Origin of the sequence: Myroides odoratimimus (assembly GCF_004337635.1) — a bacterium.
Taxonomy (GTDB): Bacteria; Bacteroidota; Bacteroidia; order Flavobacteriales; family Flavobacteriaceae; genus Flavobacterium; species Flavobacterium odoratimimum.
In genome coordinates this window covers 2,070,382-2,086,115 of the sequence record NZ_CP037427.1, presented here as the reverse complement: position 1 = coordinate 2,086,115, position 15,734 = coordinate 2,070,382, and the positions used below count along the sequence as shown (strand labels likewise).

At 33.4% G+C, this 15,734-nt stretch carries 17 protein-coding genes and 1 other RNA gene; 13 read left to right on the top strand and 5 right to left on the bottom strand.

Annotated elements, in window-relative coordinates:
• Position 1: 1 nt before the first annotated feature.
• Complete coding sequence (locus E0Z07_RS09600) at positions 2–319, bottom strand: GNAT family N-acetyltransferase (protein ID WP_006260717.1); 318 nt, start codon at positions 317–319, stop codon at positions 2–4.
• A gap of 503 nt (positions 320–822) precedes the next feature.
• Here E0Z07_RS09600 and E0Z07_RS09595 point away from each other — a divergent pair.
• The 7 genes from E0Z07_RS09595 (at position 823) to E0Z07_RS09565 (ending at position 5,439) form a co-directional block, all read left to right on the top strand.
• Complete coding sequence (locus E0Z07_RS09595) at positions 823–1,146, top strand: YbaB/EbfC family nucleoid-associated protein (protein ID WP_006257023.1); 324 nt, start codon at positions 823–825, stop codon at positions 1,144–1,146.
• Between the two features lie 4 nt (positions 1,147–1,150).
• Positions 1,151–1,912, top strand: coding sequence for a DUF4369 domain-containing protein (locus tag E0Z07_RS09590; RefSeq protein WP_006260716.1), 762 nt, complete (start codon positions 1,151–1,153; stop codon positions 1,910–1,912).
• Between the two features lie 44 nt (positions 1,913–1,956).
• Positions 1,957–2,529 (top strand): Crp/Fnr family transcriptional regulator, encoded by a 573-nt coding sequence (locus tag E0Z07_RS09585; protein ID WP_131540605.1) that lies wholly within the window; start codon positions 1,957–1,959, stop codon positions 2,527–2,529.
• An 84-nt stretch (positions 2,530–2,613) separates the two neighbouring features.
• A complete protein-coding gene (gene cobT, locus E0Z07_RS09580; protein ID WP_006260714.1) occupies positions 2,614–3,618 on the top strand; it encodes a nicotinate-nucleotide--dimethylbenzimidazole phosphoribosyltransferase in 1,005 nt (334 codons plus the stop codon).
• The gene (locus E0Z07_RS09575) at positions 3,615–4,391 is read left to right on the top strand and encodes an adenosylcobinamide-GDP ribazoletransferase (RefSeq protein WP_006260713.1); all 777 of its coding nucleotides are present in this window, start codon (positions 3,615–3,617) and stop codon (positions 4,389–4,391) included. Before cobT ends, E0Z07_RS09575 begins: the two co-directional genes overlap by 4 nt.
• Positions 4,376–4,936, top strand: a complete 561-nt coding sequence (locus tag E0Z07_RS09570; RefSeq protein ID WP_006260712.1) for a histidine phosphatase family protein — start codon at positions 4,376–4,378, stop codon at positions 4,934–4,936. Before E0Z07_RS09575 ends, E0Z07_RS09570 begins: the two co-directional genes overlap by 16 nt.
• Positions 4,937–5,022: 86 nt before the next feature.
• Entirely contained in the window at positions 5,023–5,439 is a 417-nt protein-coding gene (locus tag E0Z07_RS09565; protein WP_006260711.1) for an SRPBCC domain-containing protein, read from the top strand.
• Between the two features lie 33 nt (positions 5,440–5,472).
• On the opposite strand, the gene E0Z07_RS09560 is transcribed toward E0Z07_RS09565, so the two are convergent.
• Both E0Z07_RS09560 and E0Z07_RS09555 read right to left on the bottom strand, forming a co-directional pair.
• Positions 5,473–6,231 carry a hypothetical protein gene (locus E0Z07_RS09560; RefSeq protein ID WP_131540604.1) on the bottom strand — a complete coding sequence of 253 codons (759 nt, stop codon included), beginning with the start codon at positions 6,229–6,231 and terminating at the stop codon, positions 5,473–5,475.
• A 104-nt stretch (positions 6,232–6,335) separates the two neighbouring features.
• A complete protein-coding gene (locus tag E0Z07_RS09555; protein ID WP_006263017.1) occupies positions 6,336–8,102 on the bottom strand; it encodes a M23 family metallopeptidase in 1,767 nt (588 codons plus the stop codon).
• A 112-nt stretch (positions 8,103–8,214) separates the two neighbouring features.
• Here E0Z07_RS09555 and E0Z07_RS09550 point away from each other — a divergent pair, with 112 nt between their 5' ends.
• The 4 genes from E0Z07_RS09550 to rny all read left to right on the top strand — a co-directional run bounded on the left by E0Z07_RS09550 (position 8,215) and on the right by rny (position 10,606).
• Positions 8,215–8,505 carry a hypothetical protein gene (locus E0Z07_RS09550; RefSeq protein WP_006257032.1) on the top strand — a complete coding sequence of 97 codons (291 nt, stop codon included), beginning with the start codon at positions 8,215–8,217 and terminating at the stop codon, positions 8,503–8,505.
• 7 nt (positions 8,506–8,512) lie between these two features.
• Positions 8,513–8,821, top strand: coding sequence for a cell division protein ZapA (locus tag E0Z07_RS09545; RefSeq protein WP_006257033.1), 309 nt, complete (start codon positions 8,513–8,515; stop codon positions 8,819–8,821).
• Positions 8,822–8,879: 58 nt separating this feature from the next.
• Positions 8,880–8,987: non-coding RNA, 6S RNA (gene ssrS / locus E0Z07_RS09540), on the top strand.
• Between the two features lie 53 nt (positions 8,988–9,040).
• Positions 9,041–10,606, top strand: a complete 1,566-nt coding sequence (gene rny / locus E0Z07_RS09535) for a ribonuclease Y (RefSeq protein ID WP_006263016.1) — start codon at positions 9,041–9,043, stop codon at positions 10,604–10,606.
• Positions 10,607–10,656: 50 nt separating this feature from the next.
• Here the strand turns inward: rny and xerD are convergent, their stop codons facing one another.
• Entirely contained in the window at positions 10,657–11,571 is a 915-nt protein-coding gene (xerD, locus tag E0Z07_RS09530; RefSeq protein ID WP_006257035.1) for a site-specific tyrosine recombinase XerD, read from the bottom strand.
• Between the two features lie 88 nt (positions 11,572–11,659).
• The gene (locus E0Z07_RS09525) at positions 11,660–12,325 is read right to left on the bottom strand and encodes an outer membrane beta-barrel protein (RefSeq protein ID WP_006257036.1); all 666 of its coding nucleotides are present in this window, start codon (positions 12,323–12,325) and stop codon (positions 11,660–11,662) included.
• Positions 12,326–12,742: 417 nt separating this feature from the next.
• On the opposite strand from E0Z07_RS09525, the gene aroQ reads away from it, so the two are divergent.
• Entirely contained in the window at positions 12,743–13,159 is a 417-nt protein-coding gene (gene aroQ / locus E0Z07_RS09520) for a type II 3-dehydroquinate dehydratase (RefSeq protein WP_006263015.1), read from the top strand.
• The gene (locus E0Z07_RS09515; RefSeq protein ID WP_131540603.1) at positions 13,159–15,651 is read left to right on the top strand and encodes a DUF5686 family protein; all 2,493 of its coding nucleotides are present in this window, start codon (positions 13,159–13,161) and stop codon (positions 15,649–15,651) included. The genes aroQ and E0Z07_RS09515 overlap by 1 nt, the downstream gene beginning before the upstream one ends.
• Positions 15,652–15,734 lie beyond the last annotated feature (83 nt).

Here is a 15,734-nt window from a genome sequence, read left to right as displayed (position 1 = left end):
GTTATAGTTTATCGTATGCAGGAAACGCTCTAGATACTATTCTCTTCCATTCTGGATGACGCTTAATATAAGCATATACTAACGGACATAATGGGTACAACTCATAATTATGCTCTTCTATATACATCAGACTCTTCTCGATCAGAGCAGTAGCCACTCCTCTACCTGCTAGCTCTTCTGGGCTCTCTGTATGAATAAGTTTGATAATATTACCTTCTTCAGCATAATCTATAAATGCAGTATGCCCATCTACTGTTAATTCAAAACGGTTAGTATCAGCATTTTTATTTACTTCTAAATTTACAAATTCTTCTTTCATATCCTATACGTTTACGTGGTTAATTCTACTCTATTACAAAATTAGAACTAATTCTCTTCTACTAGACTTGACCTAGATTAAGTTTATTGTACTTTTCTACACAAAGATCATACCTATCTATCCCGTACTAATATAATTTTAATACCGTCGAAATCCCTTTGTTTAAAAGACTTTTTAACTATTCAAAGAAAGAAAACCAACTTTTTATCTCAATAAAAAACATAAATTTTCATGTATTTATATTTTTTGGCACGATATATGTAAAACACATATCACAACAAAAACAACAAAACTTTCTTTTTCTTAAGTGACCTGGTTACCCCCAAATAACTAGGTCACTTTTTTTATATCCTATTGACTACTGCGTTTTGATAGCCATAAATTCCCTCATACACTGTTATAATATAGAATATCCTTCAGTTGTTATTAACTATTCTATAACAAAATCATTTATCTTAAAAAGATTTTAATATTTTTGCGCCACTAACTAAAATGTATTAAACATGTTTGGAGACTTAATGGGCATGATGGGTAAACTACAAGAGACCCAAGCTAAGATAGAAGAAACAAAGAAGAGACTAGACACCGTATTAGTAGATGATCAGAGTAATGATGGGTTACTACAAGTGACGATGACTGCTAATAGAACTATTCGTTCTTTATCTATCAGTGATGAACTAATGGAGGACAAAGAACAACTAGAAGATTACTTAGTCATGGTACTTAACCGTGCTATCGAAAAAGCTTCTGCTATCAATGAAGCAGAATTAGCTGCGGCAGCTAAAGATGGAATGCCGAATATCCCTGGACTAGATCTATTTAAATAATATTATGAAAAAAATTGTTTGTGCTCTTTTACTTGCTACTGGAGCGTTATTCGTGTCTTGTAATAAAGAAGAAACTAAGGGGAACCTTACTGTTACTGGAAAAGTAGATGGATTTAAACAAGGTAAGTTATACCTATTTCAGATTCAAGATACTATATTTAAAGCAATAGATTCATTAAATGTAAAAGGAGATGCTAACTTTAAGTTTGACTTAAATATTGACTCTCCTGAAGTATTCTATTTAACCTTAGACCGCGGTCATTCTAACTCTCAGGATAATCAGATTATGTTCTTCGCTGAACCAGGTAAGATGACAATCAATACTACACTTAAGAATTTCTATAGTGATGCTAAGGTAACTGGATCGAAATCTCAAGAGGTGTATGATGAATACTTAAAAACTCGTTCGCTAATCACAGATAAACAGAATGGTCTATTAGTAGACATCTTTAATGCTGAAAAAGAACAAAACGCTGCCAAAAAAGACAGCCTTAATAACTTATCTAAGAAACTTACCATCAGAAAGTATCTTAATGCTGTAAACTTTGCTATTAATCATAAAGACTCTGATGCGAGTCCTTATATCGCATTGACAGATTTGTACAACGCTCATACTAAGTTATTAGACACGATCTATAACTCTCTATCTCCTGAAGTAACTGCTCGTAAATACGGAAAGCAACTGAATGAGTATATCAAAGAGAGAAAAGAATCAGAAGCACAAGTGACGACTACTCAGAATACAACTACTGAAGTTCAAGAATAATCAAAAAACGCCTTATAGGCGTTTTTTTTGTATGTTTACTATCCATGTCATTAGCTATTCAATTACAACAATCCTTACAGCTCTCTACAGAAGAAACTTCTATAGCAGAAGAACTATTCTATACTATACAATTCAATAGAGGTGAGACTATTATTACTCCTCTTCAGAAGAGTGCTCCTCTGTACTATATCACAGAAGGGTATATCCGTATCTATGCTCTAGTAGATGATAAAGAGGTCACACAGTGGATCAGTGGAGCGGGCTACTTTATGACTGATCTGTCTAATTGGTTATTTGACACCCCTATTAAGTGGACAATAGAAGCGCTTACACCTGTCACAGCGCTATGCATCACTCCTACAGACTATAAAGAATTAGCAACACAGATACCTAATTGGACAGAAAAAGAGAGAGGTTTCATCGGACATTGTTTCATACAGATGGAAAATAGAATATTTCAATTCATCTCGTTAACAGCAGAGCAGCGCTACCTTCACTTCATGGAGCAGCTGGGTTTCTTATTTAATGAAGTGCCTCATCAATATATCGCATCTATGCTAGGTATGACCCCCGAAACACTGAGCAGAATAAGAAAAAAAGCAGTAACACTTCGATAATCAAGTTAGTCAAGCTTGCTATTCTCTTCGTTGTGGGAACTATACTAATTCTATTATATTTGTGTGAACCAAAACACTATAAAAATGAATTTTGAACAACAACTACAAACGAAGATAGACTTAAAGACAAAACCTCTACAAGCACTAGGACTATTAGAAAAGATAGCTTATAAAATAGGAAAGGTACAACAGACACTTACACCTAGTCTAGTATCTCCTACCATCATCGTATTCGCAGCTGATCATGGCTTAGCAAAAGAAGGTGTGAGTGCTTATCCTGCTGAAGTAACTTATCAGATGGTACTTAACTTTCTAAATCACGGTGCTGCAATCAATGTATTCTGTAAGCAACACAACATCAATCTAAAAGTAGTAGATGCTGGTGTGAGTAAAGACTTTGCCACTCATCCTGACTTAATCCAAGCTAAAGCAGGTCATGGTACACATAATATGATCTCTGGCCCAGCTATAACTAAAGAAGAACTAGCCTTCTGCTTCACTTCTGGAGAGCAAATAGTGAAAGATATCGCTGCTACAGGAACTAATATTATAGGATTCGGAGAAATGGGAATAGGGAATACTTCTTCTGCTTCTCTGCTGATGAGTTCTCTATTAGATCTACCTATAGATAAATGTGTAGGGAGAGGAACTGGTCTAGATGATGAAGGGTTAAAAAGAAAAAAAGATATCCTTACCAATATTATCAATACTCATCCCAAACCTGCGAATGCAAAAGATGCTCTAGAACAATATGGAGGATACGAGATCGCTCAGATGTGTGCTGCTATGCTAGAAGCTTACAAACATAATATGATCATATTAGTAGATGGCTTTATCGCATCGAGTGCATTCTTATGTGCGGCTAACTTAGAGCCAAAGGTAACTGATAATGCAATCTTCTGCCATAAATCTGATGAGATAGGTCATTACCTATTGATTCGCTCTTTTAATGAACAGGCACTTCTAGATATGAACTTACGCCTAGGAGAAGGTACCGGGTGTGCTCTAGCATATCCTCTTATACAGAGTGCTGTAGCATTCTTAAACGAAATGGCTAGTTTCGAATCTGCAAATGTTTCTAACAAATGATCCGAAAAGAGCTCACTTACTTTCTGACGGCTGTCATGTTCTTTACGAGAATACCTATTCCTTTTAAAGTACCTTATAGCCATGAGATCATGAATAAGTCTCAGAAATATTTCCCTCTGATAGGTTATCTAGTAGGTAGTATGGCAATACTCGTCTATTGGGCTACCTCCTATTTATTCTCTGCAGATATAGCTATCGTACTCTCTATGGTGAGCACAGTATTACTGACTGGGGCATTTCATGAAGATGGATTTACAGATGTCTGTGATTCTTTTGGCGGTGGATATGGCAAGGAGAAGATTATGACGATTATGAAAGATAGTCGTATAGGAGCGTATGGTGTCATCGGTATTGTTTTATTACTTCTGTTGAAGTTTCTTGCCTTGCATAATATTGCCGAGTTATCTACTTCCTTTTTACTTGTAGTGATGCTAAATGGGCATACCACGAGTAGATTTCACGCTGCTACAGCTATATATACTCATCGATATGTAAGAGATACAGATGACAGTAAGTCTAAACCGATGGCTAATCAAAAGCTGTCTTATTCATCCTTACTGTTTTCTCTGATTCTAGCGATAATCCCTTACATCCTATTTGACAACTGGTTATTTATCATAGCTTTTTTTGTTAGCTACATTGGTAAAATGTACCTGACGATGTACTTTAAAAAACATATAGGCGGATATACTGGTGACTGTCTTGGCACGATACAGCAAGTATGTGAAGTCTTATTTTACTTAACAACACTAACACTATGGAAATTTTTGTAATCCGTCATACGAAAGTAGACGTTCCCCCTGGCCACTGTTATGGACAGACTGATGTCAATCTACTCAATGACTATCCTGATGAAATAACTACCTTCAGAGATAGAATCCCAAATGACATCGACACGGTTATCTCTAGTCCTCTAAAGAGGTGTACTTTTATAGCCGATCACTTCTCTCAATGGTACTCTACGGATGACAGACTCTTAGAAATGAGCTTCGGAGAATGGGAGATGAAAAAATGGGACGAAATACCAAAAGATGACTTACAAAACTGGATGGACAACCTCGCACAAACTTGTCCTCCTTATGGAGAAAGCTTATCTATAGTACAAGATAGAGTAGCTTCTTTCTTAGATGATTTGCGCAAAGCAGAGTATAAAAAAGTATTACTAGTCACTCATGCAGGACCGATAAGATGTATGTGGAACTACCTATTACAAACTCCAATCAACAACACCTTTAAAGTACCTGTAGATTATAATGAAGTCTTTCACTTTAATCTGGGAGCCACTCCTCAGGATGACTTTATTCTACAGAAAGCTTAGCTCCCTTATCTGATTACTTTTCTTGATAAATGTCAAGAGGTGATAAATAGAGATATACAACCTTTGTCTATCTAATTTACAATCTTATGACAATAGAAACGAGTATCACAATTAAAGCTACGAAGGAAGTAATATGGCAAGTATTAATGAGCTTCTCTGAATATCCTGAATGGAATCCTTTTATACTATCCATCACAGGTGAGCCAATAGTAGGAAGACAAATCAAGATTAGCCTGCCTACGATGAAGTTTAAGCCTATAATTCTAACTAATCAAAAAGAACAACTCCTTAGTTGGAAGGGAAAATTAGGTATAAAAGGGATATTCGATGGATATCATCAATTCGAAATACAACAGCTAGATGAGCAACATTGCTTATTTATACATAGAGAGGACTTCAGTGGAATATTAGTTCCCCTATTCAAAAAGAAACTACAAACTGAAACTCAACAAGGCTTTGAAGCTATGAATATCGCTTTAAAGAACAGAGCTGAGAAGGCATAAAAAAACTCGTGAAGCAATTCACGAGTTTTGTTTTTATTTATCTACTTCTATTTCTGCATTGATATGAAGTGGGGCATAACTGATAACTTCCCAATCTTTACTCAACAAGTCAATATAGTAGTAGTTTACATTATCATCTTTGTCAAAAGCACCATTCTTATTGATATCTTCTATTGTTCTAAAGTACAATCTATTCTGACTATCAATAACTGTCCAATCTAACAGTTCATGTAGATCAGCACTTAACTTTTTAAAGTGTGTACCATCTCCCCTACTAATATACAAGGTCTTGATATCATTAGAGTCTACCTTACCATCTCTATTCGTATCTGCATCGAATAAGCTATATACTAATATATTCTTCTTTGTCTTCTCTGCTATTGTATTAAGGTAAGATACATTCTGTATCTGCACTTTCTTATCTGTTAATGGTCTGATCTGTAAAGAGTCTTTATGTTGGAACATAAGGTTCTCTAGATACCCTGTTAGTTCAAAAGGCGCATAGTTAGATACGGTATAAGAAGTTTGGTTTACTTTACTCATACCACTTTTAGAAGAATAGCTATATACTCTAATCTCTCCTATAGGATGAATCAGGTGATCTGATTTGCCCATCAGAATAGGAAGATCAGCAATGCGAATATCTTCTGAACGGTCTCTTTCTTTTACCACTTCAGTCGTAGCAGCAGAGGTACCGTCATCTTTATAAATAACTTTTGGTTTTTCGCCTTCTTGTTTACAAGCTGTTACTAAAACTAATGCGCTTAAAAACAGGGTTATTCTTACTTTCATAATAGAAAATTTAATACTTCAAAGATACATAATTAGTGTTTCTGTACACAACACTACTTTGGCATTTTTTCAACAAAGCTTTATAGTCAATAATACGAAATCCATTATCCTCTAAAGAAGTGTGATTCAAAGGTTCCTTCGTTTCCAACATTGTCCTTTACTTTTATAACTACATCATTTCTACCTGTCACTACTTTGCCATCACTAAACTTGTGAACAATCTTACGTGTCTTGTAGTCATAATCCAATAATATCCAATTGCCATTGATAAAACCTGTAATGGTATTAATACCTGACAAATCATCTTTAATCAAGAAAGAGATCTGAGATTCTTTAGTTAACCACTGCCCTTCTGTGAAACTTGGTTTCTCTATAACAGGCTCTTTTTCATCCACTAAGATTTTATAGTCTCCAAAGCTCTTGGTATAAATCGACCACAGATTACCTTTCTTAGCCGTTTTAAAGTAATCTCTTTTACCTCCATCTACTCTAGCAATAAATGCTTTATCACGATTAGAGATATTCATAGAAGACGTATCAAATGACACAAGGATATTCTTAGCTAGAGGAACAACAGGTTTGTGCAACTTTAATACATCATCTTCTACAGACATATCCATCAAGAAGTCATTATAGAATGTCTTAATAGGAAAACTCACTGTTACATTCTTTTTCTCAAAAATATAGTCTCTATCCGTAACTATCTTGTATTCTCCTTTTGCTTCTGATTTCTTTACTTTAGCAGTAGCATCTGTATATTCTACAGGGATATTAATCGTTTTCTTATTTCCATGATAATCTGACAACACAATACTATAGTTATAGTTCTGTCCACTCTTTACAGAGATAATCCCTTTAGTAGGATCTACTTTTAAAACTGATAAGCTGTAAGGTTTCTCATAAAACAGTTTTTGTACTTTTTTCTTTGTTGAAACATAGCGTTCATAGTCAATTAAAGCATTGACATAACCTGTCTCAGAAAAAGAAAAAGTATCAAATTTATAAGAAAACAAAGCCTTGCCATTCACAAAAGTCTCTACCATATACACCCCATTCTTATTTGCATTAAAATTAGCTGTATCATGAATATCTATTCCAAAACTAATATCTCCTCTTGCCTTGACAGGAGAGGTCAAAAAGCTACCATCAGACTGTGTCACATAAGATAACTGCTGCGGAGTCTCATTATCATTAGCCATAGCTCCAACACCAACAGGGTATACATAAAGCCCATTAACGGTAGGTGCTTGAGTATCTGTTAACAATTTATCCATTCCTTCTTTTAAAGGATTAATGATATTCTGTGTCTTTGTGTCACGAATCTCATAGTGAAGGTGAGGTCCACCAGATCCACCTGTATTCCCGGTATATGCAATGATTTGACCTTTCTTTACTAATACTTCATTCTTACGAGGAAAAATCTCTATCTCAAAGTTCTTCTCTGAATAATGTCTATTCAACACAAGAGTAGCAATATCGCCAGCATAAGAGTCTAAATGCCCATAAACAGTAGTCTGTCCATTAGGATGATCAATATACAGAGCCTTACCGTATCCCCAAGTTGACACTTTGATACGAGATACATATCCGTCTGCAGGAGCATAAACTGGTAAACCAATTCTCTGTTGTGTCTTTATATCAAGACCTGTATGGAAATGAGTACCTCTTAACTCTCCAAAATTACCTGAGGCATGTATACTTATATTTAAAGGACTATCAAAGGTTTCGGTATTCTGTGCATACGCAAAAGTTCCTAATACACTTAAAAAAAGACTAGGTAGTATTCTTACTTTCATAATTTTTAAAACATTTCTGCTAAAATACATAATAACCCTAGAAAAAATAGTATTATCTCTAAAAATGAAACACATAGCTAAAAGCTGTTTAAAGAAAAAGATAAATAACCTTTTTTTTTACAGAAAACTTTTTTAAATTTAAATACTAATTGTAACTTTGTTGAAAGGATAGTGAATAACAAGTATAATGAGCGAGCTAACTGATATTATTAATTCTTTAGAGGTAAAGTTTGCTAAACTTATGCAAAGGCTAAGTGTCTTGGAAGCAGAGAACAAACAGTTAAAAACTAGTTTGGAGCAAGCTCAAAAAGAGATTCTTAAAAATGAGGAGCAATTAGACTCTATTTATAAAAAATATGAGTCAATACAATTAGCTAATTCACTATTGGGCAGTGAAGAAAATAGAAGAGATACGAAACTCAAGATAAATTCATTGATTAAAGAGATAGATCAGTGTATAGCTCATCTCACAAAATAGGAGAAATATGAGTCAAAAAGATGAACAGTTAAAAATAAAACTATCTATAGCTGATAGGGTATATCCGCTGACGGTAGCTTATTCGCAAGAGGAAGGACTGCGATCGGCATCGAAGAAGATAGATTTAATGATACATCAATTTGAGGAAAACTATGCTGTAAGAGATAAGCAAGATGTTCTAGCGATGTGTGCATTACAGTTCGCATCACAAAACGAACAAAAGACAATTGATACTACAGATAGTTATAACAAAGCTGTAGAACGTTTAATCAGGCTGGATGAAGCTTTAGATCGTGTACTTTCTAAAAAAATATAACAATTCGTTCTTAACATAAGATACTAAAAATACTGCTCACATTAGTACTGTTTGATAAACTCAACACAAACAAATTAAAATGGGTGAATCTTTGCAACTAAAGCATGCTGCCTTGCGCAGATCCTTGAAAAGCAAGCTAACTCAAAACTTGTTAATAAGAGAGTTTACGCGACTCAAACTAATGTGGGCTTTTTTTATATATAATTTATAGAAACATTTATGGAAATACTAATGTACATTGGGGTAGCAGTAATAATAGGCGCTGTAGTAGGCTTCATGGTAGCGAAGTACCTTGAAAAAAACCATGCTTCCTCAATATTGTCTAATGCTCAAAACGAGGCCAAAACGATATTGCGTGATGCAAAGACTGATGGAGAGGCAATTAAAAAAGAGAAAATATTACAAGCTAAAGAAAAGTTTATAGAGTTAAAATCTGAACATGAACAAGTAATCTTAGCTCGTGATAAGAAGATGGCAGAGGCTGAGAAAAGAACTAGAGATAAAGAATCTCAAATTTCAAGTGAATTAGCTAAAGCAAAGAAAGCAAATGATGAAAGTGAGAAAAAAGTTGCTGAGTACAACAATAAACTTGAAATCATTGAAAAGAAACAAGAAGAGGTAGATAGACTTCACCGTTCTCAAGTAGAACAATTAGAAATCATCTCTGGTCTTACAGCTGAGGAAGCAAAAGCTCAAATCGTAGAGAGTCTTAAAAATGAAGCAAAAGCAAATGCTATGGCTTCTATACAAGAAACTATCGAAGAAGCGAAACTTACAGCTCAACAAGAGGCTAAAAAGATTATTATCAATACTATTCAACGCATCGGTACAGAAGAAGCTGTAGAAAACTGTGTATCTGTATTCAACATCGAGTCTGATGATGTAAAAGGTAGAATCATCGGTAGAGAAGGTAGAAACATTAGAGCTATAGAGGCTGCTACTGGAGTAGAAATTATTGTAGATGATACTCCTGAGGCTATTATCTTATCTTGCTTTGACCCTGTTAGAAGAGAGATTGCTCGTCTATCTCTACACAGATTAGTAACAGATGGTCGTATTCACCCTGCTCGTATCGAAGAAGTAGTAGCTAAGACGACTAAACAAATCGAGGAAGAAATTATCGAAATAGGTAAGAGAACTGTTATTGATTTAGGTATTCACGGTCTACACCCTGAACTAATCAAAATAGTAGGTAGAATGAAATACCGTTCTTCTTATGGACAAAACTTATTACAACACTCACGTGAAGTAGCTAAATTATGTGGATTAATGGCTGCAGAGTTAGGCTTAAATGTTAAGTTAGCTAAACGTGCTGGATTACTTCACGATATCGGTAAAGTACCAGAAACAGAAAGTGAATTACCACACGCTATCCTAGGTATGCAGTGGGCAGAAAAATACGGAGAGAAACCTGAAGTATGTAATGCAATAGGTGCTCACCACGATGAGATAGAAATGACTACATTAATCGCTCCGATTATCCAAGTATGTGATGCTATCTCAGGTGCTAGACCAGGTGCTAGACGTCAAGTATTGGATTCATACATTCAACGTCTTAAAGATCTAGAAAGTATAGCTAATGAATTCGGAGGAGTTAAAAATGCTTATGCTATTCAAGCAGGACGTGAATTACGCGTTATCGTAGAAAGTGAAAAAGTAACTGATGAAATGGCTGCTACTCTTTCTTTCGATATCTCTCAAAAAATCCAAACTGAGATGACTTATCCAGGTCAAGTGAAGATTACTGTAATTAGAGAAACTAGAGCAATAAATATTGCTAAATAATAAAGACAACAAGTCACAAAAAAGAGCTATTCAAATGAATAGCTCTTTTTTTATATCTTACCAGCACGTGGATGAAATTCTTCTAATACCGACCTCAAACGCTCTGTACTAATATGTGTGTATATTTCTGTTGTAGTGATAGACTCATGTCCTAGCATCAATTGAATAGCTCTAATATCAGCTCCATTCTCTAATAAATGCGTAGCAAAAGAATGTCTAAATGTGTGTGGACTAATATTCTTCTCTAAACCTACTTCTACAGCTAATCGCTTAATAATAGTAAATATCATAGCTCGGGTCAATTGCCCTCCTCTTCTATTCAAAAATAAAATATCAGAACTATCTTTCTTAACTACCTGATGAGAACGTATAGAATCATTATACAATACGATTAGTTCCATACTATTATGATCAATAGGTACAAAACGATGCTTACTCCCCTTACCTATCACACGTATAAAACCTTCTTCAAAAAAGAGATCAGATAACCTAAGTCCTACTAATTCACTTACACGTAAACCACAGCTGTACAATACTTCTAACATTACTTTATTTCTAAAGCCTTCTGGAGTAGATTGATCAATTGCCTCTATAAGTATATCTATTTCTTCTACACTTAATACATCAGGTAATTTACGTCCTGTCTTAGGTGTTTCTATCAACTCTACTGGGGAAACCTTTAGATAACCTTCTAAGATAAAGTAATTAAAAAAATTCTTTAATCCTGATATTATACGCGATTGGGTGGTAGGTGCAACTATATCAGCGATACTATACAAGAACTCCTGTACCACACTTGCATCTATAGCCTCTAATAAGACGTGCTCATCATACCCTTCTATATACCCGATAAACTTACGAATATCTAATTCGTAACTTTCTATCGAATTAAGCGAGAGTCCTCGCTCTAACTTTAAATAAGTAGTAAACATCTTAATAAACCCTTCCCAATACCCAGAAGCCATAGTACATTCTTTTATATCCCAAATATACAAACAAAAAAAAGAGCCTCTAAAAAGAGGCTCTCTATATTCAAATAAGATTTTATTCTAATTAGAATTTGTAAGTTAAACTAAACTTAGCATTATCAAAGAAGTTATTGAAAATGTTTAAGTTAGATTTAGTATTTGAAACTGTTGCAACTTTTGTTCCAGCTGCCTTAACATTGTAATTCTCGTAAAAGAAGATATCTCCCATATTAAATCCAAGAGCAATTTTCTCAGTTACAAAGTAATTAAATCCAACAGTAACTCCAGTTTTAATACCTGTTGCTTTTACATCAGCAACTCCACCTCTAATTTTTGCCTCATTATATCCAATACCTACTTCAGCAAAAGTTTTAAAACGTCTTCCAACTTCTAAAAAGTAGTAACGTCCAAATGCTCCTGCATATGTTGTATTAACATGGTCTCCTTTTAAATCCTCAATTCCATCAAATCCTTCAAAACTATTTAAACCAAGTTTTCCAAATCCTAATTCAACACCAACAGCGAATTTATCTGATAACATATATCCTACTTTTGGAGTAAAGTTAAATTCTGTTGTTTTGATATCAGATCCACCATTCTTAGGTTTAACTGTTACATCATTAATTTGGAAAGCCCCTTCAACGAATACATTAGATTCTTGGAATCCGAAAGTTGGTTTTTCTGTTTCTTGTGCGTTAGCAGTGAACCCGAAAGCTGCAACTGCAACTAATGAAAGTACTAGTTTTTTCATGTTTTTAAGCTATTTTTAATTAACAATCCAAATGTAGCGACTATCACCAAAAGCGAAGTGATTTTTAATGATAAAATAACAATTAGATAACATAAAATCTACAAAAAACACACTAAAACACTAATAAACAAGATAATATAAAATAAAAAACAATTCATAAATATAAGTTAAAATAACTATTTTTAACCATAACAAAACAATTATTATTCGATTTTATACTAAAACACCAGCTATATAAAACCATTTTTAACATAATAAACAGCACAAACCACATAAAACAACACTAAACACTATTCTTATAAGTGTGAAATACTATTTATAAAAACACTATATAACACACATAAGAAGCATTAACTTTTTTTTTAAGCAACTGATTAAGTATTAAATAATATATTTGTCAGAAGTAAATTAAACTACATGAAAATATTAATTATAAATGGCCCTAATCTGAATCTTCTAGGAAAAAGAGAACCTGATGTATATGGTCACACCTCTTTTGAAGATTACTTTGAAGTATTGAAGGCTAATTATCCTGAAGTAGAACTTGAGTACTATCAGTCTAATGTAGAAGGAGAACTAATTAATAAAATACATGAAGTAGGTTTTAGCTATGATGCTATTATCTTAAATGCAGGAGCTTATACACATACCTCTATCGCTATAGCTGATGCCATCTCAGGTATAACAGCACCTGTTATCGAAGTACATATCTCTAATACACATAAGAGAGAAGATTTTAGAAAACATTCTTATATATCACCAGTATCACATGGAGTAATATTAGGCTTTGGTCTAAAAAGTTACGACTTAGCTATTGCTTCTTTACAGTTATAATGAAACATTCTTTTTCTAAGTATATTACTTCTATATGCGTTGTGATACTATCTATATACAGTAGTTATGCACAAGACAACACTGTAAATGGTAAAGTCATAGACTTATATGGTAATCCTATAGAGAATGCTACAGTATTTGTAAAAAAAACGGATAAACAGACTATCACTAACCAGAATGGAGAGTTTCATATAGAAATAATTCCAGGTCAATATATCTATGCTCAAAAAGAGGATTTTACAATTAAAAGGATAGAGTACACTCCAAATAAAACTAATGCACAAAAACTAGAGCTAGTCCTTACTCCTTTAGAAGAAACAGACATCTTTTACGATAATCCACAAGATGAATATGCCATCTTCATTATGGATCTAGCTAGTACGCATAAAAAAACGAATAACTTAAAGAAATATACTCTTGACTATTATTCTAAAGGTAATCTTCAACTTGCATCAGGAAGAGAAACATTCTTAGGGCAAAAAAGAAAAGACCTAGATCCTTCACTAGATATAACAGATGTAAATAACTACATCTATCTAGGAGAGTTATCTTCTCAACAAACAGTACTTAATGAAGATTATGGAAAAGAAAAAGTTATCGCCTTCAATGAAATAGGAAAGGCAAAAGACCTTTTCTTCTTAACAGCAACAGATAGTGATATTAATTTATACGATAAAATCGTTTCTAATCAGATTAATGTAATCTCTCCTCTGATGTCCTATGCTAAGACATATTACTATTTTAAATTACTGAAAAAAGAGACTGATTCTTTAGGAAATGATATATATACAATAGGTTTTACCCCAAAAAGAGATAGAGAACCTATCATGGAAGGTAAAATAAAAATCACTAGTGATAAATGGCAAATTACAGAACTGTATGCTGCTATGAATGGAGAAAATGTTGGATTAAAGAATGTAAAACAAGTCGTAATAACTCAACAGTATAAGCATAATCCATTACTAAATCTATATCTTAAAGAAAGTCAAAACCTATATTTGAAAGGAAAATTCTTAGTATTTGACTATGTTGGTTCATTTAAAGCGCATTATACAAATTACCAAACAGACAACTCTATTAATAAATCGCAATTCAGCAATGAACTAATCCAATATTCTAATAACTTCTTACATCAGCCAGAAAGTTACTGGGAAAAGAATAGACCATATCCTTTATCTAAAAAAGAGATGGCTACTTTCAATGAACAAGAAATAAAAATACAAGAAGCAACAAGGGTAACATTAGATTCTATAGATAATAGAACTAATAACTTCACTCTTTTTAAGTTAGTCAAGGGATATCAACATTTAAACTCTTATAAAAACTCGGCTATTACCTATCGTGGACTTTTATCCACATTCGCATTTAATGCGGTACAAGGATTCAATGTTACTACAGGCTTAGACTATGTAAAAGTAAAAGACGACTACTCTCAAACTAAACTAGGTACAATCGTCAACTATGGTATCTCCGAAAATAAATATAGAGTATCTGGATATGCATCTCATATCTTTAATCAAATAGACTATAATACAATCACTATATCTGGTGGTAGTACGATATTACAGTTTAACCAAGATGATCCTATTAAAACGCCTATTAACTCATTTGCAAGTGCTTATTTTGGTAAAAACTATGCAAAGTATTTTCAGAAAAGTTACCTTCAAATCAAGTATGAACAATATGCTTTTAATAGATTTAAGTTTAGTGGTTTATTAGAGTATGCTCATAGAAGAGCATTAAATAATAGTCTTAACAGCCCACCATTTGCACCACAAAAAGACTTTACTTCTAATAACCCATTAGACCCAACGGATTTTGATAATGCACCATTTAAAGATAATTCTATCTTTAAATTTAACTTAGGGCTAAACATCATCTTTGACCAAAAAATAATCACTTATCCAGATTACAAACAATATTTACCTACTTCTAAATATCCTATTATATCACTTACATTAGATAAGACATTGAATGCTACAACTAGTAATTATAACTATACTTTTGTATCATTTGCAACACAGTACAATGATAATATCGGTAAAATAGGAAACTTATACATAGGGCTAGCTGCAGGAAAATACCTTGAACAAAATGATATCGCCTTCACTGACTATAAACACTTCAATGGAAATAGAACTTTTATAGGATCTACCGCTGTATATAACAAACAATTCAACTTACTACCCTACTATGAATATAGTACAAATAAATCTTATGTTGAGTTTCACCTAGAACACGACTTTAGAGGGTATATCATGAATAAAATTCCTTTATTAAATAAGACCCGATATTCTATCGTAGTAGGATACCATATGCTGAATGTTCCTGATAAAGATGTGTATGGAGAATATAGTATAGGCTTAAATAACTTTGGTTTTGGAAAGTTTAGACCTTTTAGAATAGACTTCTTTAAAACTGTTTCGAATGGACCTTATAAGAATTTTGGTTTTGTATTCGGTATTAAAGTACTTGACTTAATCCAAAAATAATAACGCTGTATTAGTATTTGATATTTAGCAAGAACGACTCTCGTTATTAATGTAGATCCTTACTTTACGAGCTTAGTTTAGTG